The sequence below is a fragment of the Natrinema sp. LN54 genome (assembly GCF_052439245.1).
GTDB classification, from domain to species: Archaea; Halobacteriota; Halobacteria; order Halobacteriales; family Natrialbaceae; genus Natrinema; species Natrinema versiforme_A.
Genome location: NZ_JBQVRP010000001.1, coordinates 60,294 through 75,148, shown reverse-complemented (window position 1 = coordinate 75,148; position 14,855 = coordinate 60,294). Strand labels below are relative to the sequence as shown.

15 protein-coding genes and 2 tRNA genes are annotated in these 14,855 nt (G+C 65.9%); 5 read left to right on the top strand and 12 right to left on the bottom strand.

Annotated elements, in window-relative coordinates:
* Position 1: 1 nt before the first annotated feature.
* Complete coding sequence (locus ACT4ML_RS00350; protein ID WP_444719082.1) at positions 2-871, bottom strand: electron transfer flavoprotein subunit beta/FixA family protein; 870 nt, start codon at positions 869-871, stop codon at positions 2-4.
* A 206-nt stretch (positions 872-1,077) separates the two neighbouring features.
* Entirely contained in the window at positions 1,078-1,938 is an 861-nt protein-coding gene (locus ACT4ML_RS00345) for a polymer-forming cytoskeletal protein (protein WP_444719081.1), read from the bottom strand.
* Between the two features lie 228 nt (positions 1,939-2,166).
* Here ACT4ML_RS00345 and ACT4ML_RS00340 point away from each other — a divergent pair, with 228 nt between their 5' ends.
* On the top strand, positions 2,167-2,364 hold the full coding sequence (locus ACT4ML_RS00340) for a DUF5800 family protein (RefSeq protein ID WP_138244417.1): 198 nt from the start codon (positions 2,167-2,169) through the stop codon (positions 2,362-2,364).
* 21 nt (positions 2,365-2,385) lie between these two features.
* Here the strand turns inward: ACT4ML_RS00340 and ACT4ML_RS00335 are convergent, their stop codons facing one another.
* The gene (locus ACT4ML_RS00335) at positions 2,386-2,949 is read right to left on the bottom strand and encodes a DUF420 domain-containing protein (protein WP_444719080.1); all 564 of its coding nucleotides are present in this window, start codon (positions 2,947-2,949) and stop codon (positions 2,386-2,388) included.
* Positions 2,950-3,164: 215 nt separating this feature from the next.
* A tRNA-Leu gene (locus tag ACT4ML_RS00330) sits at positions 3,165-3,249 on the bottom strand.
* A 248-nt stretch (positions 3,250-3,497) separates the two neighbouring features.
* Between ACT4ML_RS00330 and ACT4ML_RS00325 the strand changes: the two genes are divergently transcribed.
* Complete coding sequence (locus ACT4ML_RS00325; protein WP_444719079.1) at positions 3,498-4,235, top strand: TVP38/TMEM64 family protein; 738 nt, start codon at positions 3,498-3,500, stop codon at positions 4,233-4,235.
* Between the two features lie 84 nt (positions 4,236-4,319).
* Here ACT4ML_RS00325 and ACT4ML_RS00320 read toward each other — a convergent pair whose 3' ends face one another.
* The 3 genes from ACT4ML_RS00320 to ACT4ML_RS00310 all read right to left on the bottom strand — a co-directional run bounded on the left by ACT4ML_RS00320 (position 4,320) and on the right by ACT4ML_RS00310 (position 8,386).
* A complete protein-coding gene (locus ACT4ML_RS00320) occupies positions 4,320-4,841 on the bottom strand; it encodes a response regulator (protein ID WP_444719078.1) in 522 nt (173 codons plus the stop codon).
* Between the two features lie 103 nt (positions 4,842-4,944).
* A complete protein-coding gene (locus ACT4ML_RS00315; RefSeq protein WP_444719077.1) occupies positions 4,945-5,148 on the bottom strand; it encodes an HVO_2523 family zinc finger protein in 204 nt (67 codons plus the stop codon).
* A 112-nt stretch (positions 5,149-5,260) separates the two neighbouring features.
* Positions 5,261-8,386 (bottom strand): adenosylcobalamin-dependent ribonucleoside-diphosphate reductase, encoded by a 3,126-nt coding sequence (locus tag ACT4ML_RS00310; protein ID WP_444719076.1) that lies wholly within the window; start codon positions 8,384-8,386, stop codon positions 5,261-5,263.
* A 436-nt stretch (positions 8,387-8,822) separates the two neighbouring features.
* Here ACT4ML_RS00310 and ACT4ML_RS00305 point away from each other — a divergent pair, with 436 nt between their 5' ends.
* A complete protein-coding gene (locus ACT4ML_RS00305) occupies positions 8,823-9,008 on the top strand; it encodes a hypothetical protein (RefSeq protein WP_138244424.1) in 186 nt (61 codons plus the stop codon).
* A 118-nt stretch (positions 9,009-9,126) separates the two neighbouring features.
* Here the strand turns inward: ACT4ML_RS00305 and trpG are convergent, their stop codons facing one another.
* From trpG to trpD, 4 genes are read right to left on the bottom strand one after another with little or no spacing between them, the layout of a single operon-like run.
* Complete coding sequence (gene trpG / locus ACT4ML_RS00300; RefSeq protein WP_444719075.1) at positions 9,127-9,765, bottom strand: anthranilate synthase component II; 639 nt, start codon at positions 9,763-9,765, stop codon at positions 9,127-9,129.
* Positions 9,762-11,450: an anthranilate synthase component I gene (gene trpE / locus ACT4ML_RS00295; RefSeq protein ID WP_444719074.1), complete on the bottom strand. Its 1,689-nt coding sequence runs from the start codon at positions 11,448-11,450 to the stop codon at positions 9,762-9,764. The genes trpG and trpE overlap by 4 nt, the downstream gene beginning before the upstream one ends.
* Before the next feature lie 8 nt (positions 11,451-11,458).
* A complete protein-coding gene (locus tag ACT4ML_RS00290; protein ID WP_444719073.1) occupies positions 11,459-12,109 on the bottom strand; it encodes a phosphoribosylanthranilate isomerase in 651 nt (216 codons plus the stop codon).
* A complete protein-coding gene (trpD, locus tag ACT4ML_RS00285) occupies positions 12,106-13,122 on the bottom strand; it encodes an anthranilate phosphoribosyltransferase (protein ID WP_444719072.1) in 1,017 nt (338 codons plus the stop codon). The genes ACT4ML_RS00290 and trpD overlap by 4 nt, the downstream gene beginning before the upstream one ends.
* A gap of 184 nt (positions 13,123-13,306) precedes the next feature.
* Here trpD and ACT4ML_RS00280 point away from each other — a divergent pair.
* Positions 13,307-13,381 (top strand) — tRNA-Val (locus ACT4ML_RS00280).
* Between the two features lie 232 nt (positions 13,382-13,613).
* Here ACT4ML_RS00280 and ACT4ML_RS00275 read toward each other — a convergent pair.
* Positions 13,614-13,823 (bottom strand): hypothetical protein, encoded by a 210-nt coding sequence (locus ACT4ML_RS00275; protein ID WP_444719071.1) that lies wholly within the window; start codon positions 13,821-13,823, stop codon positions 13,614-13,616.
* 107 nt (positions 13,824-13,930) lie between these two features.
* Here ACT4ML_RS00275 and ACT4ML_RS00270 point away from each other — a divergent pair, with 107 nt between their 5' ends.
* Positions 13,931-14,839 (top strand): AEC family transporter, encoded by a 909-nt coding sequence (locus ACT4ML_RS00270; RefSeq protein ID WP_444719070.1) that lies wholly within the window; start codon positions 13,931-13,933, stop codon positions 14,837-14,839.
* Positions 14,840-14,855: the final 16 nt, after the last annotated feature.

Genomic DNA, 14,855 nt, shown 5'->3' with positions numbered 1-14,855 from the left:
TTCAATCACCTGCCCCCGCGGCGTAGGGCTGTAGTTCCTCGAGTACGTCGCCCATTCCCTCGCCGTCGTCGGGTTCGATCATCGTCGCCTCCCGTTCGGACGGCGCTTTGGGGATCGGATCGACCGACGAGACGATCGTGGGCGACCCGTCGAGCCCGATGTAGTCGGGATCGAGGTTCAGATCGGTGTGGTCCCACGTCGTCAGATGGTCGTCGTGGTTCTCGGCTCGCGCTTCGGTTTCGGCCCGGAGTTCTTTGCGGGTCAGCCGGTGTGAGGCCGTCCGGTAGGTCGGCTCGAACTCGGGATCGGTGACGACGACACAGGGCAGCGGCGCTTCGACCGTCTCGATCTCGTCGATGTCGCCCTCGACGAGGCGCTTCGCGCGCAGCGTCCGCTCGTCGGGGTCGATGTCGAGCGCGACGACGTGGGTGACGATCGGCCAGTCCATCGCCCAGCAGGTCTGGGGCCCGGTCTGGCCCGTCTCGCCGTCGGCCGTTTTGAACCCCGCAAACACCAGATCGATGTCGGCGACCTCCTCCCGATACGTTTCGAGACCCGCGCTGAGTGCGATCGCCGTCGCCCACGTGTCGGAGGCGGCCAGTTCGCGATCCGAGAGCAGGAAGCTGTCGTCGGTGTAGACCGTCTCCATCGCCCCCCGCAGGACCTCGGCGTACCCCGGCGGCCCCATGCTCATCCCGCTGACGTGACCGCCGTGTCGGATCTTGGTCTGCAACGCGGCCCGCAGCGCGAACTCGTCGTTCGGGTTCATAACCGTCGGCGTCTTCCCCCGCTCGAGGTGGCCGTCTTCGTCGAACGAGACGGCCCCCTCCGAGAAGTCCGGAACGCCTTTCGTCAGTACGATCGACCGCATGGATACCCCCGTTGCCAGAGCGTGTTAATTTCTACCATGGCTGTCGCACCCTACCATAGTATCAGTATTAAGAATAGGGGTGAAATTCGCCGATAAATTGTCCCGAACGCGGAGACAGTCTCCCGGAGAATTCGTACGGCTTCGATGGTGGTCGTCGTGGATCGAGCGTCTCGCTCGAGCGAAAGTCGTCCGGACGGCGGGTCGCGTTACTCGCGTTCGCGTTCGGTCGTCCGCATCGTGATCTCGCCGTCGGCCCGGATCGTTCCGTCGACTTCGGCGTCGGGGCCCAGTTCGAAGTCCTCACAGGAGACATCGCCGAGGACGCGGGCGTCGCGCTCGACGACGACATCGCCGTCGCGAGTGGTCACGTCGCCGTGGATACGGGTCCCCTCGCCCACGGTGACGTCGCCGCGTGCCCGGAGGCTGCCGAAGACGTTGCAGTCGGCGCCGACGTCGATCGTCTCGGCGCGGACGTTGCCGTGGAGCCGGCAGTCGTCACCGATCGTCGCGGGCGTCGAGACGCGCCACGCGTCGTCCCCGACGGTCGCGTTCCGGGGAATGACGAGCGGTTCGGCGTCGGGTTCGTCCTCGTCTTCATCGTCGACGATTTCGGAGATCAGCCGCTGTGCGGCGTCGTCCTCGCCGATCAGGAGGAGGTGCTTGAGGTAGACGAACAGAAAGACGATCGTCGGCATCGGGTTCCGGATGACGATCCAGCCGTTGGCTTCGAACCCCTCCTCGATCTCGACGTCGTCGCCGATGTCGAGGTCGCCGGCGACTTTCAATCGACCGCCGATGTGGACGCGCTCGCCGATATAGGCGTCCTGCCCGACCAAGACGTTCTCGGCGACGTCACACCACATGTCGAGCCGACAGTCGCCGTCGGCCTCGATTGCGCCGCCGAACTCGGCCGACTCGCCGGCCAACACGTTTCGGCCGCGGACGCCGAACCCGACGGTCGCCCGGCCGCCCACGAGGACGTCCCCGTCGGTTACGAGGTCGCGCTCTTGGGCTTCCGTTCCGTCGGGAACGACGAGTTCGTCGAGCGGATCCCTGCTGAAGGCCACACTCGCATCCAAAGGGAGCACCGCCTAATAAACCTCGCGCGTCGTCAGTCGTCCGTCTGACGCCGTCGCCCGCGCCGCCCTCGCCATCGCTTCATACGGTCTGCTGTACGTCATTGCCGGCACAACCCCGGTCGCTCTGGGATTGCGCCGGTACATCGTTACAGCAACCGGTATCAGCCGTCGAGTACAGTCGCCTCGCTTTTACACCCCCGCTGCATACGACCAGCCATGACTACGCTCGCGTTCGACGACGACGGCGTCGATGTCGTCTACGAAGGCACCGAGTTTCGCCTCGAGCAGGAACTCATCGAGGAAGCGACCCAGAAGTCCTACTACGACGTGACCGACCACGAGGTGTTGAAGATCGTCGCCGAACAGCCGAACCTGCAGGGCGAACCCCGCCGTATCGGCGATATTCTCGACTGAACACGGACGGTGTGCCCGCCGTCAGTACACGCCGTGGAGTAACACGAACACGACGATCCCCAGCGAAAAGGAGATCAGCCACAGCGTCGCCGCGACGCGGCCGATCCGGGCGTGGCTCGTCTGCGGAATCTCCGTGACCGGACGGGACGCCGCGAGCAGGAGGACGTAGTAGAGCAGGGGGATACAGACGATCGCGAGGAAGATGTGGATCGCGAGCAGCGGCAGGTAGACGAACTGGTAGACCGCGTCGGGTCCGGGAAACGGCTGCGGGCCGCCAGTCACGGTCAGCCGGTAGAGATAGAGCGCGAGAAAGCCCGCGAACAGCCCAAAGGAGGCGAGCATCGCGACGCGGTGGCGTTCGATCCGACCGCGACGGATCGCCCGCCAACCCACCGTGATCGTCCCGATCGCGACCGCGCTGATCACGGCGTTGACCAGCGGAATCACGTCGATGATCCACTCCGGGGCCGCCGGCACGCTCGAGGACGGAATTCGTCCGCCCGCGGCCGCGAAGACGACTGCCAACGACACCACGCTCAAGACGCCGGTGAGCAGGTGCACGCGCTCTCGAGGGACGTATTCCATGTGTGGTCGTTCGAGCGGAACGTGAAAGTGGTTATCGTCTCCGGCGGAGAGCCGTCACCGCTCGTCGCCGTCCTCCGATTTCCAGTACTCGTATCGAGACAATAGCCACAGCGATCGCTCGTCGGAAGTAGTGTCGGAAAGGATTATGCGTGGGTGATGTCCGCGAAGGGAAATCACCTGCATCGATCTTTGGTGGAGCTCAGCCACCTGTGCGATGCGTGGGACCGGATTCGAACCGGCGGACCCCTACGGGACAGCGCCCTCAACGCTGCGCCGTTGGCCTGGCTTGGCTACCCACGCTCGCGGTCTCTGTCTGCACTCATTCGTATCCAGTGTGATTATAAAAGCCCTTTCCTTTGGGTCGGCGACTGCGGCGAGGTCACACGGAAATGACGGGCTCACGTGACACGTGAGCGGTCCACGCAACCCGTCGGCGTCGGGGCTCGAGCGGCATCGATCGTCGGCGGTCCGAGATCCGCTCGGTGCGAACCGTCCTCGAGTCGAGTGAGACACAAAGGTTTCAACGCTCGAGCGGGATTTCAGGTCGAATGTCGGTGTCGTCGGTTCGGACGCGTGCGCTCGCCGGTGTGATCGCGGCCAGCGGCATGGTCGCCGCGGGACTGCTCGTCTCGCCCTCGAGGGCGATGGGGACCGTCGACGCCCTCGCCGCGGACCCGTTCCTGTTCGGTCTCGTCGTCGCCGGCCTCTACCTCGTGCGGCCGCTTCTCGCGTGGCCCACGACGCCGCTCGCGGTCGTCGTCGGCTACGGCTTCGGCGTCGCGGCCGGCGTCCCGATCGCGCTCGTCGGCGTCGTCACGACCATTCTTCCGGTCTTCCTCGTCGCCCGCTGGCTCGCCGCCGGCGAGGCGGACGCGGCTCGTGAATCCCGCGCTGGAAGCGAGGGGAGCGGTTCTCGGTTCCTCGAGCGGGCCGGCGACGCCGTCGCGCGCTATTACGAGACGGCGGGACCGCTCCGCGGCGTCACCGCCTCGCGGCTGGCACCGATCCCGTCGGACGTCGCGACGTGTGCCGCCGCGGTCAGCGGCGTCACGCTCCGCCAACTGGTGGTCGGGACGGCGATCGGCGAACTCCCGTGGACGATCGCCGCGGTCGTCGTCGGCGCCTCGGCGGCGACGATCACCTCGAGCGGACTCGGCGAACTCGGTGTGGCGTTGTCGGTCGTCTGTGCGCTCGCCGCCGTCGGCCTCCTCGCCGGCCCCGTCTACCGCACGCTCCGGACGGACCGAACGCGAACCGAGGGCGCGGGACGATCGACGGACAGCTAGTCGGCTCGGTCGGCGGTGATCCGTTTGCCGGTCGTGATGTGGGTCGCGAAAATCAGGCCGCAACTGCGCGGTATCGCTGTCCGATCACCCGTCTCCCTCCTCGATCAACGAATCGCTCAGGTCCTGTAACTCCGACTCGAGTCGCTGGTAGCCCTCGGTCTCGGTCAACTCCTCGACGGAGTGCTCGTCCTCTAAGGTCTCCATCTTGTTCGAGATGGACTCGAGTTCGCGCCGGTCGCCGCCGCCGTAGCGCGACTGGACCCGCAGGTTCTCGATGATTCGGGTCAACTGGGCTCGCGTGACCGGCTTCGTGACGTAGTCGTCGAGATCCAGTTCGACGATATCGAGACCGGGATCGACGGCGGTCACCATGATCACCCAGCAGTCGTAGCCCGCCGCGCGGATCTCCTCAAGCACGCGATCCCCGGTGATATCGGGCATGTGCCGGTCGAGCAGGACGACGTCGATCGCGTCGCTCATTCGCTCGAGTGCGGTGGTCCCGTCGTAGGCGGTCACGACCTCGTAATCCTCGCCGACCCACATCGCGTAGAGGTCGGCCAACTCCCGTTCGTCGTCGACGACGAGAATCGTCGGTTGCGCAGACATAGAGATCAGTGCCCGAGACCACAAAGCGCCGTCTTGTAGGGGTTCCGGGCGACTCAGTACTCGAGTCGGGCGCTGATTCGGTGGTTCGGCGAGAAAGGGACGTTCAGCGGAAGGGGTCGCTGCAGTCGAGGATGACCCCGTGCTGGGGACAGACGTACTTGCAGTGACGCTTGTACATCGGGGCCTCGCAGTGCGGACAGCGCGGCGCGCCGGCGGCTCGGTCGCTCGAGTCGTCCGTAGCAGCGCTGTCGGTCGACCCGTCGCCGTCGGCACCGCCCGCGGCGCCGTCCACACCGTCGACAGTCATACGACGGCGTACTCGCCGACCGGTGCTAAGTGTGGCGTTTCCGACGGAGCGGTAATGTAAAAGAGAAGAAAACCGAGACGAGAGAAAAGCCCAAAACCGGCTCAGTCAGCGCTCAGCACTCGCTCCAGCCACAAGATTCGCAGGTCTTGCAGCCTTCGGAGAAGTACAGCGACATCGAGCCGCAGTCGGGACACTCCGGCGATTCGCCGGCGTCGATGAGGTCCTGGGTCGTGTCGTCGTCAGCGTCCGCGGTCGAGCCGCTATCGGCGGCGGCCGCGCCGCCGTCGGTCTTCGGCCCGTCGTACTCGGCGAAGTCCGCGTCGGCCGACTCCTCGAGGGTCTGCTGTTTCGGGTACGGCTTGTCGATCTCGTTCTCGAGGTAGCGGCGCATCGCGGTGCCGATGGCGTCGGGGATGGACTGGATCTGTTCGCCCTTGTCCCACGCGACCTTCGGCGAGCGCGTGCCACAGAGTTCGTCGACGATCTCCTCGGGGTCGACGCCGGAGCGCAGCGAGGTCGAGATGACCTTCGCCAGCGCCTCGGTGAAGGAGTTCGTGAAGCCGCCGGAGTGGCCGATGTTGGCGAACAGCTCGAACGGCTGGCCGGTCTCGGGGTCCTCGTTGATCGTCACGTAGATCTTCCCGTAGCCGGTGTCGATGCGCTGGCTGACGCCCTGCAGGGCGTCGGGGCGCTCGCGCTTCTCGGTGAAGTCGATCTCGACCGGCTGGCCGTCCTCGCCGAGCAGCGCGTCGACGTCCTCCTCGAGGACGTCGGCGACTTCCTCGCTCTCGAGGAAGCCTTCGAGGCCGCCGAAGATCTCGTCGATCTGTTCGACCAGGGCCTGTGCGGCCTCGGTCTCGTCGGCGAAGTCGGCGTTGTCCGCGCGCGTCGTCAGCACCTGCTTCGAGCGGGTGCCGTCGCGGTAGTAGGTGACGCCCTTGCCGCCGTTCTCGTAGACCCACTCGAAGACCTCCTTTGCGTCCTCGAGCGAGGAGTCGTTGGGCGCGTTGACCGTCTTCGAGATCGAGGAGTCGACGCCCTTCTGACAGGCACACTGGACCGCGGCGTGCTGTTTCGCGGAGAGGTCGCTGGTGATGACGAACAGTTCGCCGATGGCGTCGGGCACGGTCGAGAGCCCTTCGACGCCGTCGAACTGGTTCGTCGCCATCTGCTCCTGTGCCTCCTCTTTGACCGCGTCGACGTCGATGTCGTTCGCCTCGAGGGTTCGCAGGAAGTAGTCGTCGAACTCGACGAGCATCTCGTCGCCCTGGACGTCGTCGGTGACGTTCTTGTAGTAGGCGACGTTGTAGATGGGCTCACAGCCGCCGGTGGTGTTGCCGACCATGGAGGTCGTCCCGGTCGGCGCGATGGTGGTGACGTTGTGGTTGCGGATGGGGAAGCCGTCTTCCCAGTCGTCGGCGTCCTCGCCGGTCTGGTGCTCGAACCACTCGCGGTACTCGGTCGGGTTCGCGTACTTCGACTCGCCCCAGTCGTTAAAGGAGCCGCGCTCGGTGGCGAGTTCGTGGCTCTTGGCCTTCGCGCCGTGGTTGATGTGGGTCATCAGCTGGCGGGCGACTTCGTTCCCTTCGTCGCTGCCGTACTTGATCCCGAGCTGGACGTACAGCTGCGCGAGTCCCATGATTCCCAGCCCGATCTTGCGCATGTCCCGGACCTTCTCCTCGATTTCCTCGACCGGGAAGTCCGACATCGTGACGACGTTCTCGAGGAAGCGCGTGCCGTACTCGATGCGCTCGTCGAACTCCTCGAAGTCGATGGCCTCCTCGAGGAAGGCTTCGATAGCCGCCGCTTGGGAGTCGTACTCGTCGCCGTGTTCCTCGGACCAGACGCGCCAGTCGGGGGCGTCGAGATCGGCGAGCGTCGAGAGGTTGATGTGGCCGAGGTTACAGGCCTCGTGTTCCTCCAACGGCTGTTCGCCACAGGGATTGGTCGCGAGGATCTGGTGGTCCTCCTGTTTCTCGACGTCGAAGGAGTGCTGGTCGTTCACTCGCTCGAGGTAGATGACGCCCGGTTCGCCGTTCTCGTGTGCCCCTTGGACGATGCGCTCCCAGACGAGTTCCGCGGGGACCGAGAGCGGTTCGCCGACCTCGACGTGCTCGCCGAGGTCGTACCGGCTGTACATCTCCTTGGTCTCCTCGCTCGCGATGTGGGGCTCTTCCGTACGCGGGTTGGTGAAGGTGTACTCCTCGCCGTTCTGGACGGCCTCCATGAAGTCGTCCGTGACGCCGACGGAGATGTTGAAGTTCGAGAGGTGACCTTCGACGGCGTTGCGCAGGTGCTTGGGGACCCGCCCGTCCTCGTCGATCAGATCGCGGGCCTCCTCGAGCGCTTCCGAGAAGGTGGTATAGGTGTAGTCGTCGGGGTCGTTCAGTCGCAGCGTGTGGGCCAGCGAGACGTCCTTGTTCTTGGCGTGGATGAACTCGATGACGTCCGGGTGGGAGACGCGCATGATGCCCATCTGGGCACCGCGTCGAGTACCGCCCTGCGCGATGGTCTCACAGAGCTGGTCGTAGGTCCGCATGAAGGTGATGGGGCCGGAGGCGATACCGCCCGTCGAGCCGACCGAGTCGCCGTAGGGACGCAGTTGCCAGAAGCCGTAGCCGACGCCGCCGCCGGACTGGAAGACCTCCGCGGCCTTCTTGGCGGTCTCGTGGATGTCCGAGAGGTCGTCGTCGGGGCTCATGACGAAACAGGCCGAGAGCTGCTGGAGTTCGTCGCCGGCGTTCATCAGCGTCGGCGAGTTCGGCATAAAGGAAAGCGACTCCATGCCGTCCGTGAAGGTCCCGGCGACGTCCTCGACGTGGCTTCGGACCTCGTCGGGAAGCTCGGGGACGACCGTCTCGTAGGCGAACTTATTGACGTTGTGTTCGGTCAGGACGGTTTCCGCGTCGTCGTCGGCCGTGACACCCTCACCGAAGACCTCCGCGGCGAGTTCGTCTCGGCGCGGGTGGTCGGGCTTCAGCTGGTCGGGCGTGACCGTGATCTCGAGGTCGCGCTTTTCGGCCTCGTAGACGGCTTCGGCCAGCGCGACGTTCTTGCCGACGCGGTCGAAGAGGTCCTCCTGCGTCTCGATCAGTTCGCCGTTCGAGTCCTTCCGGAGATACCGGGCCGGGAGAATGTTCTGGTATGCGTTGTCAGTTAATCGTTCCTCTAAGGAGTCACCATCGGAGCGCTTGATCGGAAGCGTGAGGTCTGCCGCGGAGAGTTCGACATCGCTCACGCGTGCGTCACCTCGTCGGTACACTGCTGCAGCACGTCGATTCTGGCGTCGGACTGGGTCCTAGCTCGCATCATTCGTAACGAAGGTTCGATATTCATTGATACCTCATAAAACGTGGTGTTGTTGTCCTACTTTTCTTGTAGTAATACAAATGTGGTTGCAAAGATGTCTCTGTAACCTTTCGTTTCTGTTCCTCCGGCGACCGCCGAGACGGCCGCCTGTGTGGTCAATAGCCCCTACGCAGTCGACTGCCTTAACGATTTTCAGACCGAATTGAACGTGACTGTTTCCGACACGAGGCCGTCGCAAGCGGGCGAATTTCCCGTTTTCCGGTGATCCGGTTGGACTGACCGATATACTCCCTCGAGTCACTCACTCTCGCGAGTCAGTCACGATATCCAGAAAGATTACGTCCCTGCAGTGCGGGGTGGTTCGTATGATCGATGCACTGCTGTCGGCACCACCGATCCTGCTGGTGCTGGCCGTTCTCGCCGCCTTCGCAGTCGCGGTTATCGCCCTCCGAATCGCGATCAAACTGGCCGTCCGCGTCGGTATCGTCGCCGCGGTCGTCCTCGCCGCCCTCTACGCGGTCGGGCAACTCGAGTTGCTTCCCGGCGTCTGAGGACGATCGTCCAGTCCCGTCGAATAGCTCCCAGATACGGGAATCACTCGCCGAGAGATCGCTGTTCAGTCCGTGTCGACCTTTTCGGACGGCCGCAACGAGAAACGCGCAGCGACGCTCAGACGCTCGAGAGGAAGTTCTCGATCACGTCGTGGCCCGCCGCCGTCAGCACGCTCTCGGGGTGGAACTGCACGCACTCGAGGGGGTACTCCTCGTGGCGGACGCCCATGACGAGCGTTTCCTCTCCGTGTTCCGCGGTCGCCGAGACCGCGAGACAGTCCGGCACTTCGGTCGCGACGAGCGAGTGATAGCGACCCGCCCGAAAGCCCTGCTCGAGGCCCTCGAAGACACCCTCGCCGTCGTGGTCGACGGCGGAGGCCTTGCCGTGGATCGGATCGGGCGCGCGGCCGACGGTGCCGCCGTACTCGTAGACCGCGGCCTCGAGGCCGAGACAGACACCGAGGGTCGGCACGTCGGGTGAGAGTTCCCGGAGCACGTCCATCGTGACGCCGACGTCGCGGTCGTTTTTCGGATGCCCTGGTCCCGGACTGACGATGATCGCGTCGGGCTCGACGGCGCGCACGTCCGCGAGCGACGCGGTATTTTTCAGGACCTCGGTCTCGGTGCCGGCCTGCTGGCTGACGTACTCCACGAGGTTGTAGGTAAAGGAGTCGTAGTTGTCGACGAAGAGGACCGTGATCGGGTCCGCATCTCCGTCGGTGGTCGCGGCCGCCTCGTCCCTCGCGGCCGGGTTCATCGCCCCACCTCCGGCGTCGCTTCGCGGTCCGCGTCCGAACCGGCCTCGCCGGCCGGGAGCTCGATCTCCTCGAGCGCCGCGAGGACGCCGCCCATCTTCTGCTCGGTCTCCTCGTACTCGGCGGTGGGGTCGCTGTCGGCGACCAGCCCCGCGCCGGCTTGGACCGTGATCCGGTCCTGCTCACCTTCATCTTCGACAGTTGCAGTCCGAATCACGATCGCGAAGTCCGTATCGCCCGTCCACGAGTAGTAGCCGACGCCCCCGCCGTAGAGGCCGCGAGGGGTGGACTCGAGGTCGTCGATGATCTCCATCGCGCGGATCTTCGGGGCCCCTGAGAGGGTGCCGGCGGGGAACGAGGCTCGAGTCGCGTCGAACCCGTCCGAGTCCTCGGCCAGCGTGCCGGTCACCGTCGATTCGATGTGCTGGACGTGGCTGTACTTGAGGACGTTCATGAACTCGTCGACGCGGACCGAGCCCGGCTCGGAGACGCGGCGCACGTCGTTGCGCGCCAGATCGACCAGCATCGTGTGTTCGGCGCGTTCCTTCCCGTCGGCCAACATCTCGCCCGCGAGCCGCCGGTCCTCGACGGGACTCGAGCCGCGGTCGCAGGTGCCAGCGATGGGGTTGGACATGACCTCGCGGCCGCGCACGGAGATCAGGGTCTCGGGGCTCGCCCCGACGACGGTCAGGTCGTCGTGGTCGAGCAGGTACATGTACGGCGACGGGTTCACGTCCCGCATGGCCTCGTAGAAGCCGAGGGTGTCCACGTCGCCGTAGAGCTCTCGGGTTCGGGAGATGACGCCCTGATAGATGTCTCCGTCGAGAACGTGTTCTTTGGCTCGCCGGACGCTTTCCTCGTACTCGTCTTTGGGGCCTGCGACCTCCTCTTCGCGGACGAACCCGCCCGTTTCCGGCCGTTCGGCCTCCCGGAGCGTCGCCGCGACATCAGCGGCCTCCGCCCGGAGCGCGTCGTACACCGCGCCGGGGTCGTCGTCGGCCTCGAGGACGGGTGTACAGACCAGCGAGACCGTCCCGTCGCGCTCGTCGAAGGCCAGCGTCTTCGTCGTCAGGAGGAACTGCGCGTCCGGGAACCGCGAGTCGGGCCGCTCGCAGCCGACCTCCTCGAGCCAGAGGTCGTAGACGGCGTCGTAGGCGAGGAAGCCGACCAGTCCGCCCTCGAGGTGCTGGCGGTCGTGATCGGGCATGTTTTCGAGGCGAACGTCGGGCATCGCGGCCCGCAGCGCGTCGACGGTGTCGCCCTCGGCGTCGGTATCGATCGCTTCGAGCGGCGCGTCCTCGGACAGCGCCTCGACGGTCGCCTCGCCGGACTCGACGGTGACGACGGCCTGGGGGTCGTAGCCCACGTAGGAGTAGCGCGCGTGGCGCTCGGCGTCCGCGGCGCTCGGCCGGAACGCGCCGTCCGGATCGCTCGAGGCCGTTTTCTCCGCGCTCTCGAGCAGGAAGGCGTACGGCGAGCGCTCGCGATCGACCGCGTCGGAGCGGCCGGTCAGCGCCGCGTAGGCGGCCAGCGGCGTCGTCTCGCACTCGAGGGTCGCGACGGTGTGGACGACGGCGGGTCGGTCCGCCCGCTCCTCGCTCGTGCCTGCGTGGTCGCGGAACGTCTCCCGGTCGATGTCGAATACCGGGCGGTCGGCCGGCGTCGAATCGGAGTCGGCGTCGTGCATGGTCACGGTTACGGCTCCGCGGGTTTGCGGGCGTTCTTGGCTCGGTCGACGAACGATCGCACGGCATCGGGGTCCTTGACGCCGCCGCGTTCCTCGACGCCGCTTGCCACGTCGACCGCGAAGGGGTCGACGGTTCGGACCGCGTCGCCGACGTTCTCCGGCGTGAGCCCGCCCGCGAGGACAAGCGGCGACTCGAGGTCCGCGGCGGCCATTCGCGTCTGATCCCAGTCGTGGGTGCGGCCGGTACCACCGCCGCCGCCGTCGCCGGGCGTGTCGACGATGAGGGCGTCGACGATGTCGTCGTAGGTCTCGGCGGTCGTCGCGTCGTCGGCGTCGACCGCGAGCAGGAGTTCCGTCTCGAGTTTCGCGCGCAGGTAGGCGAGGTCGCCGACCCGCATGTCGCTGTGGATCTGGAGCGCGTCGGGTTCGATCGCCTCGACCAGTTCGATCGCCTCCTCGGGACCCTCCGGCATCGTCACGAGCACGCTCGTCACGAACGGCGGGGTCGCCGCCGCGAGCGCCGCGGCCCGCTCGATCGAGACCTCACGGGGCGTGTCGACCGACACGTCGCAGATGATGCCGATCGCGTCCGCGCCCGCGTCGATCGCGGCCTCGAGGTCGGCTTCGGTGGTCAGTCCGCAGACCTTGACGCGGGTCATTGGCCCTCCGCCCGCGCCGTCGCGCCACAGAGTTGCTCGAGTTTCCGCGCCGCCTCACCGTTCTCGATCGCCTCGCGGGCCACCTCGGCACCCGCCTCGAGCGAGTCGGCCTCGCCGGCGACGTAGATCGCCGCGCCGGCGTTCGCGAGGATGACGTCCCGTTTCGCGCCGGTCACGTCGCCCTCGACGATGCCGCGCATGTCGACCGCGTTCTCCTCGGGCGAGCCGCCGGCGATGTCGTCGATATCGTGCTCCGCGAGCCCAAGATCCGCCGGCTCGAGCGCGTACTCCTCGACCGAATCGCCGTCGACCTCGGCGACGACCGTCTCGCCGTGGATGGCGATTTCGTCGGTGCCCGCGCCGTGGACGACCAGCGCGCGGTCGATGTCCATCCGCGAGAGCGCCTCCGCGAGCACGGGGACGAGGTCGGGGTCGTAGACGCCGACGACCTGTGCGTCCGCGCCGGCGGGGTTGGTCAGCGGCCCGAGTACGTTGAAGATCGTCCGCATCCCGAGTTCCTTGCGCGGGCCGATGACGGCCTTCATCGCCGGGTGGAACACCGGCGCGAGCATGAAGCCGATGCCGTCGGTTTCGATCGCGTCCTCGACGGCCGGCGGTTCTGCCTCGACGTCGACGCCGACCTCCTCGAGCACGTCCGCGCTGCCCGAGGATGAGGAGACCGAGTAGTTGCCGTGTTTGGCGACCGGAACGCCGGCCCCGGCGGCCACGATCGCGCTCGTCGTCGAGACGTTGATCGTGTCGTAATCGTCGCCGCCGGTGCCGCAGGTGTCGACCAGTGGCTCCCGATCCGGCGAGATCGTTCTGGCCGCGTTGCGCATCCCCTCGGCGAAGCCGGCGATCTCGGCTTCGGTCTCTCCCTTCGAACGCAGCGCCGCCAGCAGCGCGCCGATCTGTGCCTCCGTCGCATCCTCGAAAACGGCCGTCGAAGCCGCTCGAGCGTCCGATTGCGTGAGATCCTCCCCGTCCGTGACTCGTTCGACATACTCCTGCATAGTGGACACCAATGTACGTAGTTGTCTTGTAATGCCCAAATCCGTACATCGACTTAAGGGTATCGGACGGGTGCGTGGTGGAGACTCGCGTACAGCAGTCGATTCGAAACCTTCAATTGGTGTGGCGGGCAACGACTGAGTGCAGACAACGTGGCGACGCAGGCCACGGACGAAAGCCAAACCAGGGTTGGTGGTCTAGTCTGGTTACGACACCTCCTTGACATGGAGGAGGCCGGCAGTTCAAATCTGCTCCAACCCACTTTTCGAGCGACACTACGCGAGGAGCGGAGCGACGAGCGCGTCGCTCGAAAATTGGTACAGCAGTTTGAACCAAACGAGGCGCGCGCAACGAAGTGAGCACGTCTCGGCGTGGTTCAAATATGCTCCATCCCGTTTCTGCCGATATCGAAAATCAAGTCTCAGTGAGTCGTTTTGCGAGACCCCGAGCAGCTCCAGCGAGGGTCAGTGCTCCTAGACACCACGACACGCAGCTATTCGTAGTTGAAGAGTCGCCCGACGACGAGCGCGACGGCGACGGCCAAGACGAGCGTGAGTAGCAGTTCCGAAAGCCACTGTATCGGCCACGGACCGACGGACCCGAGGCGAACGAAGCCCGCGGCGAGCACCACGATATTCGTTCCGAGAAGGAGATTCGTCGTTTCTCGGCTGGCCACCCAGTCTCGAGCGTCCTCCGATGACATCGGTTGCTTCTCGTCGCCCGTCTACTGTTACTGTTCCGATACGTTACCGCGCCCAGTAGCTTGCCCGGATCGAACAGTACAAAGCCGTGAGTCGATTCGGCCGGGGTATGGAAGTCGTCGGTCGACTGTTGGCGCTGCTCGTCGTGTTGCTGGTCGGAGCGGGGTTGCGGACGACCGGCGTTCTCGACGCGCGCCGGACCTCGTTTCTGAACGACACCGCCTACTACGTCGCGCTCCCGGCGCTGATCTTCGTCTCGACCTACGACCGATCGATCAGTGCGCTCCTCTCGCCCGCGCTGCTCGGGGGACTGCTGTTCGTGCTGTTCGCGACCGCGGGGATCGCGTGGCTCGTCCATCGGCATCGCGACTCGAGTGCGCGCCGGAGCGTCGCGATCGTCCAGTCGTATCACTCGAATCTGGGCTATCTCGGCCTGCCGCTGGTCGCCGCGACGTTCAACGATTCGGTGACGGCGATCGCGAGCGTCGTACTGGGCGTCGTGTCGCTGGCGCAGGTGCCGCTGACGGTCGTCGTGCTCTCGATGCTCAACGGGACCGACGCCTCGATCGGGCGGGGACTCCGCGGACTCGGGCGAAATCCCGTCTTGCTGGCGCTGCTCGCCGGGCTGACGATCGGCTCGGTCGGCGCATCGATTCCGTCGTTCGCCGCGACCGGCCTCGATGCGGTCGGCTCGCTCGCGCTGCCGGTCGCACTGCTCTGTGTCGGTGCCTCGCTGGAGGTCGACGCGCCGTCGATCGACGTCGGTGCGACCGCCGCCGTCGTGGCTCTCAAGATCTGCCTGATGCCCGTACTCGCGTGGGCCGTCTTCTCGACGCTCGCCGTCGACTCGGCGACGTTCACCGCCACCGTGGTGATGCTCGGCACGCCGACGGCCGTCTCGACGTTCGTCTTCGCGAGCGAACTCGGCGGCGACAGGAAATTTGCATCCTTGAACGTCTTCGTCACGACGCTCGCCTCGATCGCGACGATGTTCGTCCTGATATCGCTGGTCGGTTAACCGTCGCGACCGGCGG